Below are 15,032 nucleotides of genomic sequence, written 5' to 3'. Positions count from 1 at the left end.
ATATTATGAAAATCATGTTACGTTATGCAAAAAAATATGTTTTTACTTCTGAAATAGACAACCACTGCATATGGTTGTACAAATATATTCTTTTTAAGATTGGTGTTTTTAGCAAGCGAGAGAGTCGTTGTGAGGAGAGAAGGTGAAAGAATGAAACAATGGCTAGCGGCAATAGAAACTTCTGTGCTTGTTATGGGATTACTTCGGGTGTTTTCTGGAAGCGTGGAAATATTCGCCGCTTTGCTTATGCTTTATGTAAATGATGCGAAAAAAGCCTTATTTATAAATGGTATGTTGGCATTTGTTGGGCCTACTGTATTAATTTTAACAATGACAATTGGCATTGCAAGTGTCGCAAGTGAAATCTCTTTTTTGAAGCTTTTTTTTCTGACTCTTGGGGTTGCCTGCATTTTTATCGCAGTGTTGAAATAGAAAGTCAATTAGAGTGGGGAGAAGGCGATGAGAGAAATATTAGAGGTTTTACCAAAAACGATGAGGGAGTTAATTGAAGGATGTAAGGAATATAACGCGTTAGAAGAAATTCGCGTTCGAATTGGAAGGCCGCTTGAATGTATTGCATATGGAAAAGTATTCTTTCATGAATATATTGTTACGCCGGAAGATGCTATGTATCTCTTAAATAAACTGAGTCAATTTTCTCTTTACACGATGGAGGAAGAACTAAAGCGTGGCTATGTTACGCTGCGTGGTGGTCATAGAATTGGTCTCGCAGGGAAAGTGATTACGGAGAAAAGCGCGGTCAAGATGATTCGTGATGTGTCATCTTTTAATATTCGGATTGCTCGTCAAAAAATGGGAATAGCTGAACCTCTCTTATCCTATTTATACGAATCACGTTGGTTAAATACGATGGTAATTGGACCTCCGCAAACAGGGAAAACAACGCTTCTTAGAGATGTAGCACGCTGTATGAGTCAAGGAGTGCGTTCTGCGAACATCCCTTCTTGTAAAGTGGGCATTGTGGATGAGAGATCAGAAATTGCGGGTTGTGTAAAAGGGATCCCGCAATATGAATTTGGCCCACGTGTTGATGTGCTTGATGCGTGTCCGAAAGCAGAAGGAATGATGATGATGATTCGTTCTATGAGTCCGGATATATTAATTGTTGATGAAATCGGGCGCATGGAAGATAGCGAAGCCATTATGGAGGCTGTTCATGCAGGGGTACAACTGTTTATAAGTGCACATGGATTTTCTTTCGATGATATACGAAAGCGTCCATCTTTAAAAGCGGTAATGGAATTTGGCGTGTTTGAGCGTTTTATTGAACTCTCAAAAGCAAAAGGGCCTGGTACTGTAGTGCAAGTGAAGGATGGCGAGGGGAAACCGATTCAAAGGCGAAAGAAGGTTCAAAACGTATGATAAAAATATTTGGTGCGGTGTTAATTGTAGCAGTAACGACTTTTTTGGGGTTTTCACATGCGAAGAGATATAGTGAACGCCCGCGCCAATTACGGCTTTTAAAAGCAGCCCTTCAATCATTAGAGGCCGAAATTATGTATGGACATACCCCTTTATCAGAAGCGGCAGAGCGTTTAGTCAAACAAATGCCGAAACCATTAAATTGGATATTTCAAAGCTTTTCAAAGCGGCTTGACAACGGTGAACAAACTGTTAGAGAGGCCTGGCTTGATAGTTTAAAAGAAAATTGGGCACTCACATCTCTTAAACAAGCTGAATATGAGATTTTGCAACAATTTGGTGAAACGTTAGGACAACATGACCGAGAGTCGCAACAAAAACATATTCGGTTATGCATTACACATTTAGAAAGAGAGGAAGGAGAAGCGAAAGCATTGCAGCAGCAATATGAAAAAATGATGAAAAGCCTCGGGGTATTAGCAGGGCTGCTTATTGTGATTTTACTGCTATAAAGGGGGGAGAAAGGCGATGTCCATTGACGTAGGGTTAATATTTCAAATCGCCGGAATTGGCATTATATTAGCTTTCATTCATACGGTATTAAAAGAATTAAAGCGGGAAGATATTGCAAACTGGGTCATTCTTGTCGGTTTTGTAGTGATTTTATTTCACGTAGCATTCCTAATCAATACATTGTTCGACAAGATTAAAAGTGTCTTTCTCTTCCAGTAAAGGAGGCGATTCGAATCGAAATTATCCAAATTGTCGGATTAGGCCTCGTTGCAACTTTTTTAGCGGCTATATTAAATCAACATAAATCTAGCATTACATCACTATTTATTGTCTTTATTGGTAGTGTAATGTTTCTTCTATTAATCGATCAAATTCATTCTATCTTAAGAATGATTGAGCGAATTGCCAGTGAAGCAAAGGTGAGCAATGTCTATGTCGAAACACTATTAAAGATTATTGGCATTGCTTATATTGCTGAATTTGGGGCACAAATTACAAAAGATGCAGGGCAAGGAGCAATCGCTTCTAAAATCGAATTAGCTGGGAAAATATTAATACTTGTTATGGCCATTCCGATTTTAACAGTTGTAATTGAAACCATTCTTGGCTTTTTACCTACGGGATAAGGGGGAGTAGATGTTGCGGAAGTTTGGAGCTAAGCTGCTGTTTGCTTGCTTCCTTTTCTTTTCTTTACCAATTGTCGTACAAGCTTCTCCCATAGAACAAAACGTCGTTGATCAGCAATTGGACAAACTTGGAATTGAGGATGTGAAGCAGTTTTGGGATGGGCTGATTACTAAATATGACGGTTACTTACCAGAAAGTCAAAAGGGAAGTTTTATGGAATTTGTGAAAGGAGAAAAAGAATTTTCAATAAAGGAGTGGATGATAGGTTTATTCAAGTATTTGTTCCATGAGCTTGTTGCAAATGGGAAGTTACTTGGGACTCTTATTATGCTCACAATCTTTAGTGCGCTATTACAATCTTTGCAATCCGCTTTTGCCAAAAGTAGCATTAGTAAAATTGCAGATGCTGTTGTATACATGGTGCTCATTATTTTTGCATTAAATAGCTTTTATGTAGTTATGACTTATGCAAGAGAAACGATTCAAACGATGGTAGATTTCATATTGGCATTGCTTCCAATCTTGTTGGCTTTAATAGCGACCGGAGGCGGCGTTGTATCCGTATCATTCTTTCATCCTATTATCGTTTTCTTAATGAATACAAGCGGTTTACTTATGAATTATATCGTTCTTCCACTTTTGTTACTTGCAACAATTTTAAGTATCGTAAGTACGATGAGTGATCAATATAAAGTTACGAAGCTCTCTAAACTTTTTCAGAAAGTTAGCGTTGGGATTATCGGGATATTTTTAACCGTTTTTCTTGGAGTGTTATCCGTACAAGGAACAGCAACAGCAGTTGCTGACGGTATCGCTGTAAAAACAGCGAAGTTTGTCACAGGAAACTTTATACCAGTAGTAGGCAGAATGTTTACAGAAGCTGCAGATACTGTGATTAGTGCGTCTGGACTACTTAAGAATACAGTAGGGATGATTGGACTTGTTATTTTATGTTTAATCGTAGCATTTCCAGCTATTCAAATCTTTTGTATCGCCTTTATTTATAAATTTGCAGCCGCTGTTTTACAGCCAGTTGGCGGGGGAGCGATTATTCAATGTTTGGATATTATAGGACGAAGCATTATTTATGTGTTTGCTTGTCTAGCAATCGTATCTTTTATGTTCTTCCTTAGCATTACGATTATGATCGCCGCAGGGAATATTACCCTCATGATGCGCTAGGAGGTGAGGAATATGCAATTTGTTACGGAATGGATTCGAAACATTATTGTATTCTTGCTTTTAGCGACGATGCTTCATTTGTTACTTCCTAATTCTAATTTACAGAAATATGTAAAATTTGTTGTAAGTCTACTATTAATCGTGTTGATTTTGACTCCGTTATTCAAACTATTACAAACAGATGTAAATGAGGTAATCGCTAACTTTAATCAAGAAAAATATGTAACAGATCATTCTATAAAAAATTCTATTGATACAAAGAAAAAAGAAATACAAGCCCTTACACGTGCATATAGTTTAGAAGAGATGGCTGTCAAAATGAAAAAAGAAATCGGTAAAGAGTTTGAGAAAAAGTATGGTATGACAGTATCTAATATAGAGGTAGTTGCGCTAGAAACAAAGGAAGAAGTAAGAGCAGCAAAAGATATTGAGTCTGTTATTGTAACATTGAAAGAAAGGGAACCGAAGAAAAATGATGCAATTGAAACTGTAAAACCAATTGAAATCAATACGAAAGAACCGAAGCAAACAACGGAAGAAATGAATGTAGAAATGAAGGAGTTCTTTTCAAGCAAATGGCAGCTAGAGGATAAACAAATCCAAGTTCAAATGGAAGGAGGGACAGGTAGAGGGAATGGACAATAACGATAAGGGTTCAAAGTTCTCATTTTTTCGCAACTTATTTAAGGGAGAGGAGAAAGAAGATAGGGAGAAGGGAAAAAAGGTAACACCAAAATTTTTGCTTGTCCTACTTATACTTGGAATCTTGCTTATGTTCTCTAGTAATTTCTTTCAACCGAAGAAAGAAGAGGTGCCAGTTTTTAAAGAACAGACAAGTCAAAAGACGGAAAAAGATATACCTACTTTTGGGCAAAAGAATAACGATAGTATGTCTATGGTAGAAAAATATGAAAAAGCATATGAACAAGAATTAAAGTCTTCGTTAGAAGATATTACAGGTGTGAAAGAAGTATCAATTGAAGTGAATCTTGACTCCTCTGAACAAAAAATACTCGAAAAAAATATTGTAAAACGATCTCAAACAACGGGAGAAACAGATAAAACGGGAGGGAAAAGGGAGGTGGAGGACGAGTCAACGGACGAGAAAACAGTGATTATCCGTGAAGGGGATAAAGAAACTCCTATTGTTTTGCGCACGGAAAAGCCGAAAGTACGCGGTGTTCTTGTCGTGGCAAAGGGAGTGGATAATATACAAATCAAATCAATGGTAAAAGAAGCAGTAACGCGCATGTTAGATGTTCCAGCACACCGCGTTGCTGTGTTACCAAAAAAAGGTTAAGGGGGAAGTGAAGTGTTGAAAAAACAAACAGTTTGGTTATTGACGATGTTAAGTCTAGTTGTTGTCTTATCTGTTTATTATGTAACAACACCAGAGAAAATGAATAATGTAACACCAACAGCAAGTGAAAAAATTGGACAAGAAAAGCAAAATGTTAAAAAAGAAGGAACGAAAGAAACGACAAATCAAGAATCTGAGAAAAAAGAAACTGCGGGTAAAGAAACAGAGAAAAAAGATAGTGGTAATAAAGAAACGAGTAAACAGGAAGGAAATGTAACTGTTGAATCGAATGATGAGAATTTTACAGCTCTTCGTATGCAAATGGAGGATCAGCGTAGTGCTGAGAAAGAAAAATTACAAAATGTAATTAATTCATCGAAATCTTCCGCAGAGGAAAAGAGTAAAGCGAAAGATAGTTTTGATGCAATTACTACAATGGAGACAAAGGAAAGCTTACTGGAAACGGTTATTAAATCGCAAGGTGGCTATAAAGATGCCCTTGTAAGAGCAGATGGAACTGATATTAAAGTAACAGTGAAAGCAGCAAAGCATTCGCAAAAAGAAGCAAATAAAATTATTCAACTTGTACGAAGCGAAGCTGGAGCGAAGGATGTAGGTGTGAAGTTTGATCCTGTTAAGTAATCAAAGGTTGGTGGTAAGGCAGAGAGAAATGGAAAAAAGCTATCGCTTTCGATAGCTTTTTTCCATTTCATTCGCATGGTCTTCTTCAATCCGAAACGGAGGGATGCGTTGAGAGTGGAAAATAAAAGGTTCGTGGTAATGATGGTTGCTTTCTCCAGATTTTATATGAACAAAAGTAACAATGACCCAAACGGTTACAGCTGGTAGAAATAGAATGAGCCAAATCATATTTCGGCACCTCGCTACACGATATTTTCGTTCCCTTTGAACATACTATTTTTATATGAAGGAAAAATAAACGGTTTGTAAACAAAAAAATAATATTTAGTAAAATATATTTTTGTACATTTAGAAATACGATTCATATAGGAAACATCATGTTATTGCATTCTTTTATGAAAAAGAAAACAGCCTTTTTTTTGAAGTGGTCTTGCCAATTTCATGTGAAACTTGGTATTATTACTAGGTGATAAAATATGTAATGAAATTATATTTTTACAGGAGTTTCGATTTATAGTAAAGAAATATAAGTTGGAATGTTGAAAATATTTATCGTAAGATGGAATTAGTCAATCTTTCTATTGGTACATTTTGAAAGAGAATGTTTCCAGTGGAATGCATCGTATTTTTACAGCGAAACGGTTCTTTTTTATAGGGCGACTGTAAAAACGAGACAAACAAGAGTATGGGAGTGGGTTTTATATGTTTAAAATTCAGGAAGTTCGTGAATTAATTAAATTAATTGATAGCTCTAATATTGATGAATTTGAATACAAAAAAGATGGTACAACAATTAAAATGAAAAAACGCGGTCACGAAGTAGTGGTAGGACAAGCCCCAGCAGTTATGCAAGCAGCGGCTCCAACTGTAGAAGTGGAAACAACAGCGGCAGCAGCGCAGGCGGAAGCTCCGAAGCAGGAAGAGAAGAAAGCTGTGAAAGATGAGAATTTACATAAAATCACATCTCCGATGGTAGGAACATTCTATGCTTCTTCTTCACCTGATGCACCTCCATATGTAACGGTTGGAGATCGCGTATCAAAAGATTCTGTTGTATGTATTGTAGAGGCAATGAAGTTATTTAATGAGATTGAGGCAGATGTAGAAGGCGAAATTGTTGAAATTCTTGTTAATAACGGACAACTTGTTGAATATGGACAACCGCTATTTCTTGTAAAAGCGTAATAAGGGAGTCTTTGTGATGATAAAAAAAGTATTGATAGCCAATCGTGGGGAAATTGCAGTGCGCATTATTCGCGCATGTAAAGAGATGGATATTGAAACAGTTGCTATTTATTCAGAAGCAGATAAAGAATCACTTCATGTACAGATAGCTGATGAGGCGTATTGTGTTGGACCAACGATGTCAAAAGAAAGCTATTTGAATTTGACAAATATTATTAGTGTTGCTAAGTTAACGGGATGTGATGCAATTCATCCGGGTTATGGATTTTTAGCTGAAAATGCTGATTTTGCTGAACTATGCCGTGAGTGTAATTTAATCTTTATTGGGCCGAGCCCAGAAGCGATTTCAAAGATGGGTACAAAAGACGTTGCTCGTGATACAATGAAAGAAGCAGGGGTTCCGATTGTACCGGGTTCACAAGGTATTATTAAAAACATAGAAGAAGCGATCGAACTTGCAAATGAAATTGGATATCCTGTCATTATTAAAGCGACAGCTGGTGGTGGAGGAAAAGGAATTCGTGTTGCTCGCCATGAAGAGGAGCTTGTGAAAGGAATTCAAATTACACAGCAAGAAGCTAGTACCGCTTTTGGAAACCCTGGTGTATACTTAGAAAAGTACGTTGAAGATTTCCGCCATGTTGAGATTCAAATAATGGCAGATGCGCATGGCAATGCGATTCATTTAGGAGAACGTGATTGTACAATTCAGCGCCGTTTACAAAAGTTGTTAGAAGAAAGCCCTTCACCTGCTTTGGATGCTGAAATTCGTCAAAAAATGGGTGAAGCTGCAGTGAAAGCGGCAGTAGCAGTTGAGTATACAGGTGCTGGTACGGTTGAGTTTATTTATGAATATAAAACGAAAAGCTTTTATTTTATGGAAATGAACACACGAATTCAAGTTGAACATCCTGTGACTGAAATGGTGACAGGAATGGATTTAATTAAAGAACAAATCCGTGTTGCTTCTGGAGAAAAGCTATCGTTACAGCAAGAAGAAGTACAATTTAATGGCTGGGCAATGGAATGTCGGATTAACGCGGAAAACCCTGCCAAAAAATTTATGCCATCCCCAGGTAAAGTTGAAATGTACTTACCGCCAGGTGGGCTTGGTATTCGCGTCGATTCAGCTGTTTATCCAGGTTATTCAATTCCACCTTACTATGATTCGATGATTGCAAAGCTAATCGTTCACGGAAAAACTCGTGAAGAAGCAATTGCAAAGATGAAGCGAGCGCTTAGTGAATTTGTCATTGAAGGCGTACATACAACAATCCCGTTCCATTTACAATTGCTAGATCATCCGGATTTTGTAAAAGGTGAATTTAATACAAAGTTTTTGGAAGAACATGAACTTGTGACGCAGTAATAAAGTGAAACTTTTATTGGTGGAACGTTTTTCTCCACTCATGTAGCTTTCACTAATTGGGCATCTATAGGCAGAGAATCTTCTATTGATCTTCTTTCGTTCTAAGAACGTTGAAGAGGATTTCACTGCCTGTTGATGCGGGATATATTTAAAGGAGGTTTTTTTCATGGCTGAACATATGTTAGATATGGGTCAAGATACAACTCTTGGAAAAGTAGAGATTGCACCAGAAGTAATTGAAGTGATTGCAGGTATTGCAGCTGCTGAGGTAGATGGTGTGGCAGCAATGCGCGGGAATTTTGCGACAGATGTTGTGGAAAAATTAGGGAAGAAAAATCATGGTAAAGGTGTAAAGGTTGAATTAGTAAACGAAGATATCATTGTGGATGTTTATGTCATTATGTATTTCGGCGTTGCTATTCCGGTTGTCGCACAAAAGATTCAAGACAACATTCGTCAAGCGCTCTTTACAATGACTGGTCTTGAGCCAAAAGAAGTGAACGTTCACATCGTTGGCGTAACATTCGAAACACAACAAACAGAAATCGAGCCAGTGTAAGAATGAAAAGGTGCCTCATAAACTAGGCACCTTTTTTCTCGTTTCGTTTCTTCACCAATCAACTCCTCTAATTATTATATTATTTTTAAAAATATGAAATCTGAAAGAGAACAGCTATGTTTTTCCTAAAAACGTACATTATGATAAGATGTGGAACTTGAAGTTAATTTTTTTTATTATTTTTCAGCTGTGTAACCCGTGTATGAAACGATAAATTGTGTTATTATCATTGTATTATAAGGTTGAAAAATCAATGAAAACTACAAAAGTAAGTAAATTGAGAACTTATAAATTATAATAATATAACAAATCATAAAGAAAGACTTGAAGTATAAAGGAGAGTTACAATGAAACGTAGGACGGCTAGAGAAAGAGCCATGCAAGCATTATATCAAATGGATATTACTGGAGAATTAGACCCGAAAGTAGCGGTAGAGAATACGCTAGATGAAGGGGAAGAAACGAATGAATTTTTAGATTCACTTGTTGGTGGCTTTGTAGAGCATAAAGAATCAATTGATGAGTTAATTCGTCAAAATTTAAAAAAATGGAAATTAGAACGCATTAGTATTGTTGATCGCAGTATTTTGCGCTTAGCTGTTTATGAAATGAAATACATGGAAGAAATTCCGCATAATGTAACAATCAATGAAGCAATTGAAATTGCGAAAACATTTGGGGATGAGGAATCTCGTCGTTTTATTAACGGCGTTTTATCTAATATAAAAGATACACTGTAATTTCTTTAAGGGGGAATCTTAAAATGGTAGCAGTAATTATCAAAGGAAATGAAGTTGCGGAGAAAAAACGAGCACAATTAAAAGAAGAAGTTGTGAAGTTAAAAGAGCAAGGGATTGTACCAGGATTAGCAGTTATTTTAGTTGGAGAAGACCCTGCCTCTCGTTCTTATGTAAAGGGAAAAGAAAAGGGCTGTGAACAAGTGGGGATTTATTCAGAGCTTATCGAATTTCCAGATACGATTACGGAAGAGCGTTTACTTGCTGAAATTGATCGTTTAAATGAGGATGATCGTATCAATGGAATATTAGTACAATTACCTTTACCGAAACATATTGAAGAGAAAGCTATCATTGAAAGAATTTCACCTAAGAAGGATGTAGATGGATTCCATCCCATTAGTATTGGGCGTATGATGACAGGACAAGATACATTTCTTCCATGTACGCCACATGGCATTTTAGAATTAGTAAAAGAAACGAATATTGATATTTCTGGAAAACACGTTGTTGTAATTGGAAGAAGTAACATCGTTGGAAAACCAGTAGGACAACTATTTTTAAATGAAAATGCGACTGTTACGTATTGTCATTCTAAAACGAAAAATATAAAAGAATTGTCAAAGTTAGCTGATATTTTAGTTGTAGCTGTAGGAAGACCAAAAATGGTAACGGCTGATTATATAAAAGAAGGAGCAGTTGTCATTGATGTTGGTGTGAATCGCTTAGAGACAGGGAAACTATGCGGTGATGTCGACTTTGAAAATGTACTAAATATTGCCGGCTACATTACACCGGTACCAAGAGGTGTTGGTCCGATGACAATTACGATGCTTCTTCATAATACAGTTGAATCTGCTAAACGTGCAGGTTTTATCTGCAAATAATTTGAAGCGGCTATGAGGAGAGAGAAATGGAAAAGCAATATTTAACCGTTACAGCATTAACACGCTATATCAAAACAAAAATAGAGTATGATCCGCATTTGCAGTCTGTTTGGTTAAAAGGAGAAATTTCAAACTTTAAATATCATAGCCGTGGCCATATGTATTTTACATTGAAAGATGAAAATGCAAGGATCGCAGCGGTTATGTTTGCGGGGCATAATCGTAATATAAAATTCAGACCAGAAGATGGAATGAAGGTGCTTGTAAAAGGGAAAATCTCTGTCTATGAAGCAAGTGGTTCCTATCAAATTTATGTTCATGATATGCAACCTGATGGTGTGGGGAATCTTCACTTAGCTTATGAGCAATTAAAGGTTCGACTAGAGGAAGAAGGGTTATTTTCTCGAGTTTATAAGCAATCTATTCCTGCCTATGCAAAAACAATTGGTGTGATTACATCACCAACGGGGGCGGCTATTCGTGATATTATAACGACGATTAAACGTCGCTATCCAATTGGGAATGTGATTGTTTTTCCAGTACTTGTACAAGGGGAGTTTGCTGCTCCCTCTGTTGTACAAGCTATTCAAACAGCAAATGAGATGAATGATATAGATGTATTAATTGTTGGCCGCGGGGGCGGTTCTATTGAGGAGCTGTGGGCTTTTAATGAGGAAATAGTTGCGCGAGCAATTTTTGCAAGTAAGATTCCAATTATCTCTGCTGTTGGACATGAAACGGATTTTACAATCGCTGATTTTGTTGCAGATTTACGTGCACCGACGCCGACAGCAGCTGCTGAATTAGCTGTGCCCAATATTCTTGAAATGCAAGAGAAAGTATTGCAAAGAACACTTCGTTTACAAAGAGCGATGCGAGAAATATTACATAAAAGGCAAGAGCGATTACAAGCGCTGCAAAAGTCATATGCATTTCGTTATCCAAGACAAATATATGAACAAAAAGAAGAGCAGTTAGATCGAGCTCTTGAGCAACTTGTTTTAGCAAAAGAGCGCTATATGGAGAAAAAAGTGAATCAGTTAAAGCAGCTCTCATTTTACTTGGAGAAGCACCATCCTGCTCAAAGAATTTCACAAACAAAGATAGCGATTGAAACATTGCAAAAGCAATTACGACGAGAAATGCAAACGGTATTACAAACGAAAGAATTTGCATTTGTGAGAATAGCAAAGCAACTAGAAGCATTAAGTCCGCTTAAAGTCATGATGAGAGGATATGGACTTGTATATAGTGAGAAGAATCAAGTATTGAAAAGTGTAAAAGATGTTAGTGCTGGAGATGTAGTTTCCGTGCAATTACAAGATGGTATATTAGATTGTAATGTATCAAGCGTAAAGGAGCGTGAATCAAATGGAAAATAAGTTGAGCTTTGAAGAGGCGATTTCACAGCTTGAGCATCTCGTTTCCAAGCTTGAGCAAGGCGATGTTCCTTTAGAAGAAGCAATCTCATACTTTAAAGAAGGTATGGAATTGTCTAAGTTGTGTGATGAGAAATTAAAAGATGTACAAGAACAAATGGCAGTAATCCTTGGAGAAGATGGACAACTTGAGCCATTTACAGCTTTAGGAGATGAAGCATAGTGGCATATGGAGATTTCGATGCTTTTGTAATAGAAAGCAAAATGTTTATAGAAAAAGAACTTGCGCGTTATGCGAATGAATTGCAATGTCCAAACGTGCTTCGCGATGCGATGGCATATTCATTAGAAGCGGGTGGAAAACGTCTCCGCCCGTTACTTTTATTTGCAACTTTGCATGCGTTTGGGAAAGAACGAGAATTTGGAATAGGCGCAGCTTGTGCACTTGAAATGATTCATACATACTCTTTAATTCATGATGATTTACCATGTATGGATGATGATGACTTAAGACGCGGGAAGCCAACCAATCATAAAGTATTTGGAGAGGCGATGGCTGTTTTAGCAGGCGATGGCTTGCTCACCTATGCGTTTCAAGTAGTCTCAGCGTATAACCATGAAGGAATTTCTAGTGAAATAAAGTTAAGGCTAGCACTTGAGCTTGCTAAAGCCGCGGGGCCAGAAGGAATGGTGGCTGGACAAGTAGCGGATATGGAAGCAGAAGGAAAGCACCTTACACTGAATGAACTAGAGTATATCCATAAGCATAAAACAGGAAGATTATTAGAGTTTGCTGTACTTGCTGGTGCTATCATTGCCGGTGCAACCAAAGAAGAAGAGGAAAAGCTACTTGTCTTTGCAAAATATGTTGGCCTCGCCTTTCAAATTAGAGATGATATTTTAGATGTGGAAGGAACAGAAGAAGAAATTGGAAAGCCAATTGGTAGCGACGCTTCCAATGAAAAGAGTACATATACGACATTATTTGCGATAGACGAAGCAAAAAGCATATTAGAAGAAACGATTGCCAAAGCAAAAGATGCAATTATGTCCCTGCAATTACAAGATACATACTTGCTCTCTGTTTGTGATCTCATCGCAAAGCGTAACAACTAGTATAACAGCGTTTTCATTTGTTGAGTCATTCATCATTTTGTGGTATAAATGTAGAAAAAGGTTTTTCTTTTCTTTTTATTGGCAAAAATATACTTAGATTACATTGCCGTTGTCACGTTGTGTGAGCGGCTCTTTTTTTCATCATACAAAGAAGTGGGCGTATCCAAGTAAGAAAAGATAAGAACTTCTTGTATTATGTAAAGTTTTTTTATAATATTTGACATGTTGACAGATTATGAAATGAAAGTGAGTGATCCATGTGGATCTAACGCAAATTCAAAACCCTAGTTTTTTGAAAGATATGTCTATCAGTGAACTAGAGGAATTGAGTGAGGATATTCGCAAGTTTTTAATTGAAGAGCTCTCTCAAACAGGTGGACATATTGCTCCTAACTTAGGTGTAGTAGAACTCACAATTGCTCTGCATACATTATTTGATAGTCCGAAAGATAAATTTTTATGGGATGTCGGACATCAATCTTATGTTCATAAAATTTTAACAGGGCGTGCAAAAGAGTTTCGTACATTAAGGCAGTATAAAGGATTGTGTGGTTTTCCAAAACGTTGTGAAAGTGAACATGATGTGTGGGAAACTGGTCACAGCTCAACGTCATTATCTGCTGCGATGGGAATGGCTTTAGCGCGTGATTTAAAGAAAACAAATGAATATGTTATACCAATTATTGGAGATGGTGCTTTAACTGGAGGAATGGCTCTAGAAGCGCTGAATCATATCGGACACGAAAAGACAGATATGATTGTGATACTTAACGATAATGAAATGTCAATCGCACCGAATGTTGGAGCACTTCATAATGTACTTGGTCGCTTGCGTACAGCTGGCAAATATCAATGGGTAAAAGATGAACTAGAGTATATTCTTAAAAAGATTCCAGCAGTTGGTGGGAAAGTTGCAGCGACGGCGGAAAAAATTAAAGATAGCTTGAAATATTTATTAGTATCTGGTGTCTTTTTTGAGGAATTAGGTTTTACTTATTTAGGTCCAGTTGATGGACATGATTATGAAAAACTATTTGAAACGCTGCAATATGCGAAGAAAACAAAAGGCCCAGTACTTGTTCATGTGATTACAAAGAAAGGGAAAGGGTATAAACCTGCTGAAAGTGATGTAATCGGTACTTGGCATGGCACTGGCCCATATAAGATTGAATCGGGAGACTTTGTGAAACCGAAGGAAGTTGCTCCAGCATGGAGCAACGTTGTTAGTGAAACGGTTCGCAAACTGGCAAGAACGGATGAGCGTATCGTAGCGATTACGCCGGCGATGCCTGTTGGATCTAAACTTGAGAAGTTTCATCAAGAGTTTCCAAATCGTATGATTGATGTAGGAATTGCCGAGCAACATGCAACAACGATGGCAGCTGGAATGGCAACACAAGGAATGAAACCATTCTTAGCGATCTATTCGACGTTCTTACAAAGAGCATATGATCAAGTTGTTCATGATATATGCCGTCAAAATTTGAATGTTTTCATCGGTATTGATCGTTCTGGATTAGTTGGTGCAGATGGAGAAACGCATCAAGGAGTATTTGATATTGCGTTTTTACGCCACTTACCAAATATCGTCCTTATGATGCCGAAAGATGAGAATGAAGGACAACATTTAGTATATACAGCAATGCAATATGAAGATGGACCGATTGCACTTCGATATCCACGTGGAAATGGACTTGGTGTTCCAATGGATGATGAATTAAAGGTGATTCCAATTGGCACATGGGAAACATTAAGAGAAGGTACGCAAGCAGCCATTGTAACATTTGGGACAACAATTCCAATGGCTATGGAAGCAGCAGAGCGTCTTGAAAAAGCTGGTGTTTCTGTAAAGGTGGTAAATGCTCGTTTTATTAAGCCAATGGATGAAGCATATTTGCATGATCTTTTAGGAAAGAATATACCGATTTTAACAATTGAAGAAGCTTGTTTAATCGGCGGGTTTGGATCAGGAGTCATGGAGTTTGCTGCTGAACATGGATATCATAGTGCATTGATTGAACGAATGGGAATTCCAGATCATTTTATCGAGCATGGTAGCGTTACGAAATTATTAGAAGAAATTGGTTTAACAACAGATGCGGTTGTAGATCGCATTCATACAATGATTCCATCAAAACAAAAAAGGGCGTAAC

The 15,032-nt window shown here is 37.3% G+C and carries 19 protein-coding genes; 18 read left to right on the top strand and 1 reads right to left on the bottom strand.

Features of this window, described 5'->3' with window-relative positions; translation table 11 throughout:
* Window positions 1-150: 150 nt before the first annotated feature.
* The 9 genes from MR063_RS01975 to MR063_RS01935 are packed head-to-tail and all read left to right on the top strand — an operon-like array spanning window position 151 to window position 5,647.
* A complete protein-coding gene (locus MR063_RS01975; protein WP_242193117.1) occupies window positions 151-432 on the top strand; it encodes a YqhV family protein in 282 nt (93 codons plus the stop codon).
* Between the two features lie 27 nt (window positions 433-459).
* Window positions 460-1,383, top strand: a complete 924-nt coding sequence (spoIIIAA, locus tag MR063_RS01970) for a stage III sporulation protein AA (RefSeq protein WP_242193115.1) — start codon at window positions 460-462, stop codon at window positions 1,381-1,383.
* Window positions 1,380-1,895, top strand: coding sequence for a stage III sporulation protein SpoIIIAB (spoIIIAB, locus tag MR063_RS01965; protein WP_242193113.1), 516 nt, complete (start codon window positions 1,380-1,382; stop codon window positions 1,893-1,895). The genes spoIIIAA and spoIIIAB overlap by 4 nt, the downstream gene beginning before the upstream one ends.
* A gap of 16 nt (window positions 1,896-1,911) precedes the next feature.
* Complete coding sequence (gene spoIIIAC / locus MR063_RS01960) at window positions 1,912-2,115, top strand: stage III sporulation protein AC (RefSeq protein ID WP_012095344.1); 204 nt, start codon at window positions 1,912-1,914, stop codon at window positions 2,113-2,115.
* Window positions 2,116-2,123: 8 nt separating this feature from the next.
* Window positions 2,124-2,522, top strand: coding sequence for a stage III sporulation protein AD (gene spoIIIAD / locus MR063_RS01955; RefSeq protein ID WP_313928208.1), 399 nt, complete (start codon window positions 2,124-2,126; stop codon window positions 2,520-2,522).
* Between the two features lie 10 nt (window positions 2,523-2,532).
* The gene (gene spoIIIAE / locus MR063_RS01950; RefSeq protein ID WP_242193111.1) at window positions 2,533-3,705 is read left to right on the top strand and encodes a stage III sporulation protein AE; all 1,173 of its coding nucleotides are present in this window, start codon (window positions 2,533-2,535) and stop codon (window positions 3,703-3,705) included.
* A 12-nt stretch (window positions 3,706-3,717) separates the two neighbouring features.
* Window positions 3,718-4,350, top strand: coding sequence for a stage III sporulation protein AF (spoIIIAF, locus tag MR063_RS01945; RefSeq protein WP_242193109.1), 633 nt, complete (start codon window positions 3,718-3,720; stop codon window positions 4,348-4,350).
* Complete coding sequence (spoIIIAG, locus tag MR063_RS01940) at window positions 4,340-5,005, top strand: stage III sporulation protein AG (protein ID WP_242143739.1); 666 nt, start codon at window positions 4,340-4,342, stop codon at window positions 5,003-5,005. The genes spoIIIAF and spoIIIAG overlap by 11 nt, the downstream gene beginning before the upstream one ends.
* A gap of 12 nt (window positions 5,006-5,017) precedes the next feature.
* On the top strand, window positions 5,018-5,647 hold the full coding sequence (locus MR063_RS01935; RefSeq protein ID WP_242193107.1) for a SpoIIIAH-like family protein: 630 nt from the start codon (window positions 5,018-5,020) through the stop codon (window positions 5,645-5,647).
* A gap of 39 nt (window positions 5,648-5,686) precedes the next feature.
* On the opposite strand, the gene MR063_RS01930 is transcribed toward MR063_RS01935, so the two are convergent.
* Complete coding sequence (locus MR063_RS01930) at window positions 5,687-5,875, bottom strand: DNA recombination protein RecO (RefSeq protein ID WP_242143737.1); 189 nt, start codon at window positions 5,873-5,875, stop codon at window positions 5,687-5,689.
* A gap of 474 nt (window positions 5,876-6,349) precedes the next feature.
* Between MR063_RS01930 and accB the strand changes: the two genes are divergently transcribed.
* The 9 genes from accB (at window position 6,350) to dxs (ending at window position 15,031) form a co-directional block, all read left to right on the top strand.
* Window positions 6,350-6,832, top strand: coding sequence for an acetyl-CoA carboxylase biotin carboxyl carrier protein (gene accB, locus MR063_RS01925; RefSeq protein WP_242193106.1), 483 nt, complete (start codon window positions 6,350-6,352; stop codon window positions 6,830-6,832).
* Between the two features lie 16 nt (window positions 6,833-6,848).
* On the top strand, window positions 6,849-8,201 hold the full coding sequence (gene accC, locus MR063_RS01920) for an acetyl-CoA carboxylase biotin carboxylase subunit (RefSeq protein WP_242193103.1): 1,353 nt from the start codon (window positions 6,849-6,851) through the stop codon (window positions 8,199-8,201).
* 166 nt (window positions 8,202-8,367) lie between these two features.
* Window positions 8,368-8,760: an Asp23/Gls24 family envelope stress response protein gene (locus tag MR063_RS01915; protein WP_242143734.1), complete on the top strand. Its 393-nt coding sequence runs from the start codon at window positions 8,368-8,370 to the stop codon at window positions 8,758-8,760.
* A gap of 347 nt (window positions 8,761-9,107) precedes the next feature.
* Window positions 9,108-9,500 (top strand): N utilization substance protein NusB, encoded by a 393-nt coding sequence (gene nusB, locus MR063_RS01910; protein ID WP_242193101.1) that lies wholly within the window; start codon window positions 9,108-9,110, stop codon window positions 9,498-9,500.
* 23 nt (window positions 9,501-9,523) lie between these two features.
* Window positions 9,524-10,384 carry a bifunctional methylenetetrahydrofolate dehydrogenase/methenyltetrahydrofolate cyclohydrolase FolD gene (gene folD / locus MR063_RS01905; protein ID WP_242193100.1) on the top strand — a complete coding sequence of 287 codons (861 nt, stop codon included), beginning with the start codon at window positions 9,524-9,526 and terminating at the stop codon, window positions 10,382-10,384.
* 26 nt (window positions 10,385-10,410) lie between these two features.
* Window positions 10,411-11,766, top strand: coding sequence for an exodeoxyribonuclease VII large subunit (gene xseA / locus MR063_RS01900; protein WP_242193099.1), 1,356 nt, complete (start codon window positions 10,411-10,413; stop codon window positions 11,764-11,766).
* Window positions 11,756-11,986: an exodeoxyribonuclease VII small subunit gene (gene xseB / locus MR063_RS01895; protein ID WP_012095332.1), complete on the top strand. Its 231-nt coding sequence runs from the start codon at window positions 11,756-11,758 to the stop codon at window positions 11,984-11,986. The genes xseA and xseB overlap by 11 nt, the downstream gene beginning before the upstream one ends.
* A gap of 41 nt (window positions 11,987-12,027) precedes the next feature.
* Window positions 12,028-12,879, top strand: coding sequence for a polyprenyl synthetase family protein (locus tag MR063_RS01890; RefSeq protein ID WP_242193336.1), 852 nt, complete (start codon window positions 12,028-12,030; stop codon window positions 12,877-12,879).
* A 259-nt stretch (window positions 12,880-13,138) separates the two neighbouring features.
* Window positions 13,139-15,031 (top strand): 1-deoxy-D-xylulose-5-phosphate synthase, encoded by a 1,893-nt coding sequence (gene dxs, locus MR063_RS01885; RefSeq protein ID WP_242143730.1) that lies wholly within the window; start codon window positions 13,139-13,141, stop codon window positions 15,029-15,031.
* Window position 15,032 lies beyond the last annotated feature (1 nt).

The organism is Bacillus cereus group sp. BfR-BA-01492 (assembly GCF_022662815.1).
GTDB classification, from domain to species: domain Bacteria; phylum Bacillota; class Bacilli; order Bacillales; family Bacillaceae_G; genus Bacillus_A; species Bacillus_A cereus_BD.
This window is presented reverse-complemented; position numbering and strand designations above follow the sequence as displayed.

Bases quoted from the DNA above. Each gene is read 5' to 3' on its own strand.
- MR063_RS01975 (WP_242193117.1), top strand. From the start codon at position 151: ATGAAACAATGGCTAGCGGCAATAGAAACTTCTGTGCTTGTTATGGGA.
- spoIIIAA (WP_242193115.1), top strand. From the start codon at position 460: ATGAGAGAAATATTAGAGGTTTTACCAAAAACGATGAGGGAGTTAATT.
- spoIIIAB (WP_242193113.1), top strand. From the start codon at position 1,380: ATGATAAAAATATTTGGTGCGGTGTTAATTGTAGCAGTAACGACTTTT.
- spoIIIAC (WP_012095344.1), top strand. From the start codon at position 1,912: ATGTCCATTGACGTAGGGTTAATATTTCAAATCGCCGGAATTGGCATT.
- spoIIIAE (WP_242193111.1), top strand. From the start codon at position 2,533: ATGTTGCGGAAGTTTGGAGCTAAGCTGCTGTTTGCTTGCTTCCTTTTC.
- spoIIIAF (WP_242193109.1), top strand. From the start codon at position 3,718: ATGCAATTTGTTACGGAATGGATTCGAAACATTATTGTATTCTTGCTT.
- spoIIIAG (WP_242143739.1), top strand. From the start codon at position 4,340: ATGGACAATAACGATAAGGGTTCAAAGTTCTCATTTTTTCGCAACTTA.
- MR063_RS01930 (WP_242143737.1), bottom strand. From the start codon at position 5,875: ATGATTTGGCTCATTCTATTTCTACCAGCTGTAACCGTTTGGGTCATT.
- accB (WP_242193106.1), top strand. From the start codon at position 6,350: ATGTTTAAAATTCAGGAAGTTCGTGAATTAATTAAATTAATTGATAGC.
- accC (WP_242193103.1), top strand. From the start codon at position 6,849: ATGATAAAAAAAGTATTGATAGCCAATCGTGGGGAAATTGCAGTGCGC.
- MR063_RS01915 (WP_242143734.1), top strand. From the start codon at position 8,368: ATGGCTGAACATATGTTAGATATGGGTCAAGATACAACTCTTGGAAAA.
- nusB (WP_242193101.1), top strand. From the start codon at position 9,108: ATGAAACGTAGGACGGCTAGAGAAAGAGCCATGCAAGCATTATATCAA.
- folD (WP_242193100.1), top strand. From the start codon at position 9,524: ATGGTAGCAGTAATTATCAAAGGAAATGAAGTTGCGGAGAAAAAACGA.
- xseA (WP_242193099.1), top strand. From the start codon at position 10,411: ATGGAAAAGCAATATTTAACCGTTACAGCATTAACACGCTATATCAAA.
- xseB (WP_012095332.1), top strand. From the start codon at position 11,756: ATGGAAAATAAGTTGAGCTTTGAAGAGGCGATTTCACAGCTTGAGCAT.
- MR063_RS01890 (WP_242193336.1), top strand. From the start codon at position 12,028: ATGTTTATAGAAAAAGAACTTGCGCGTTATGCGAATGAATTGCAATGT.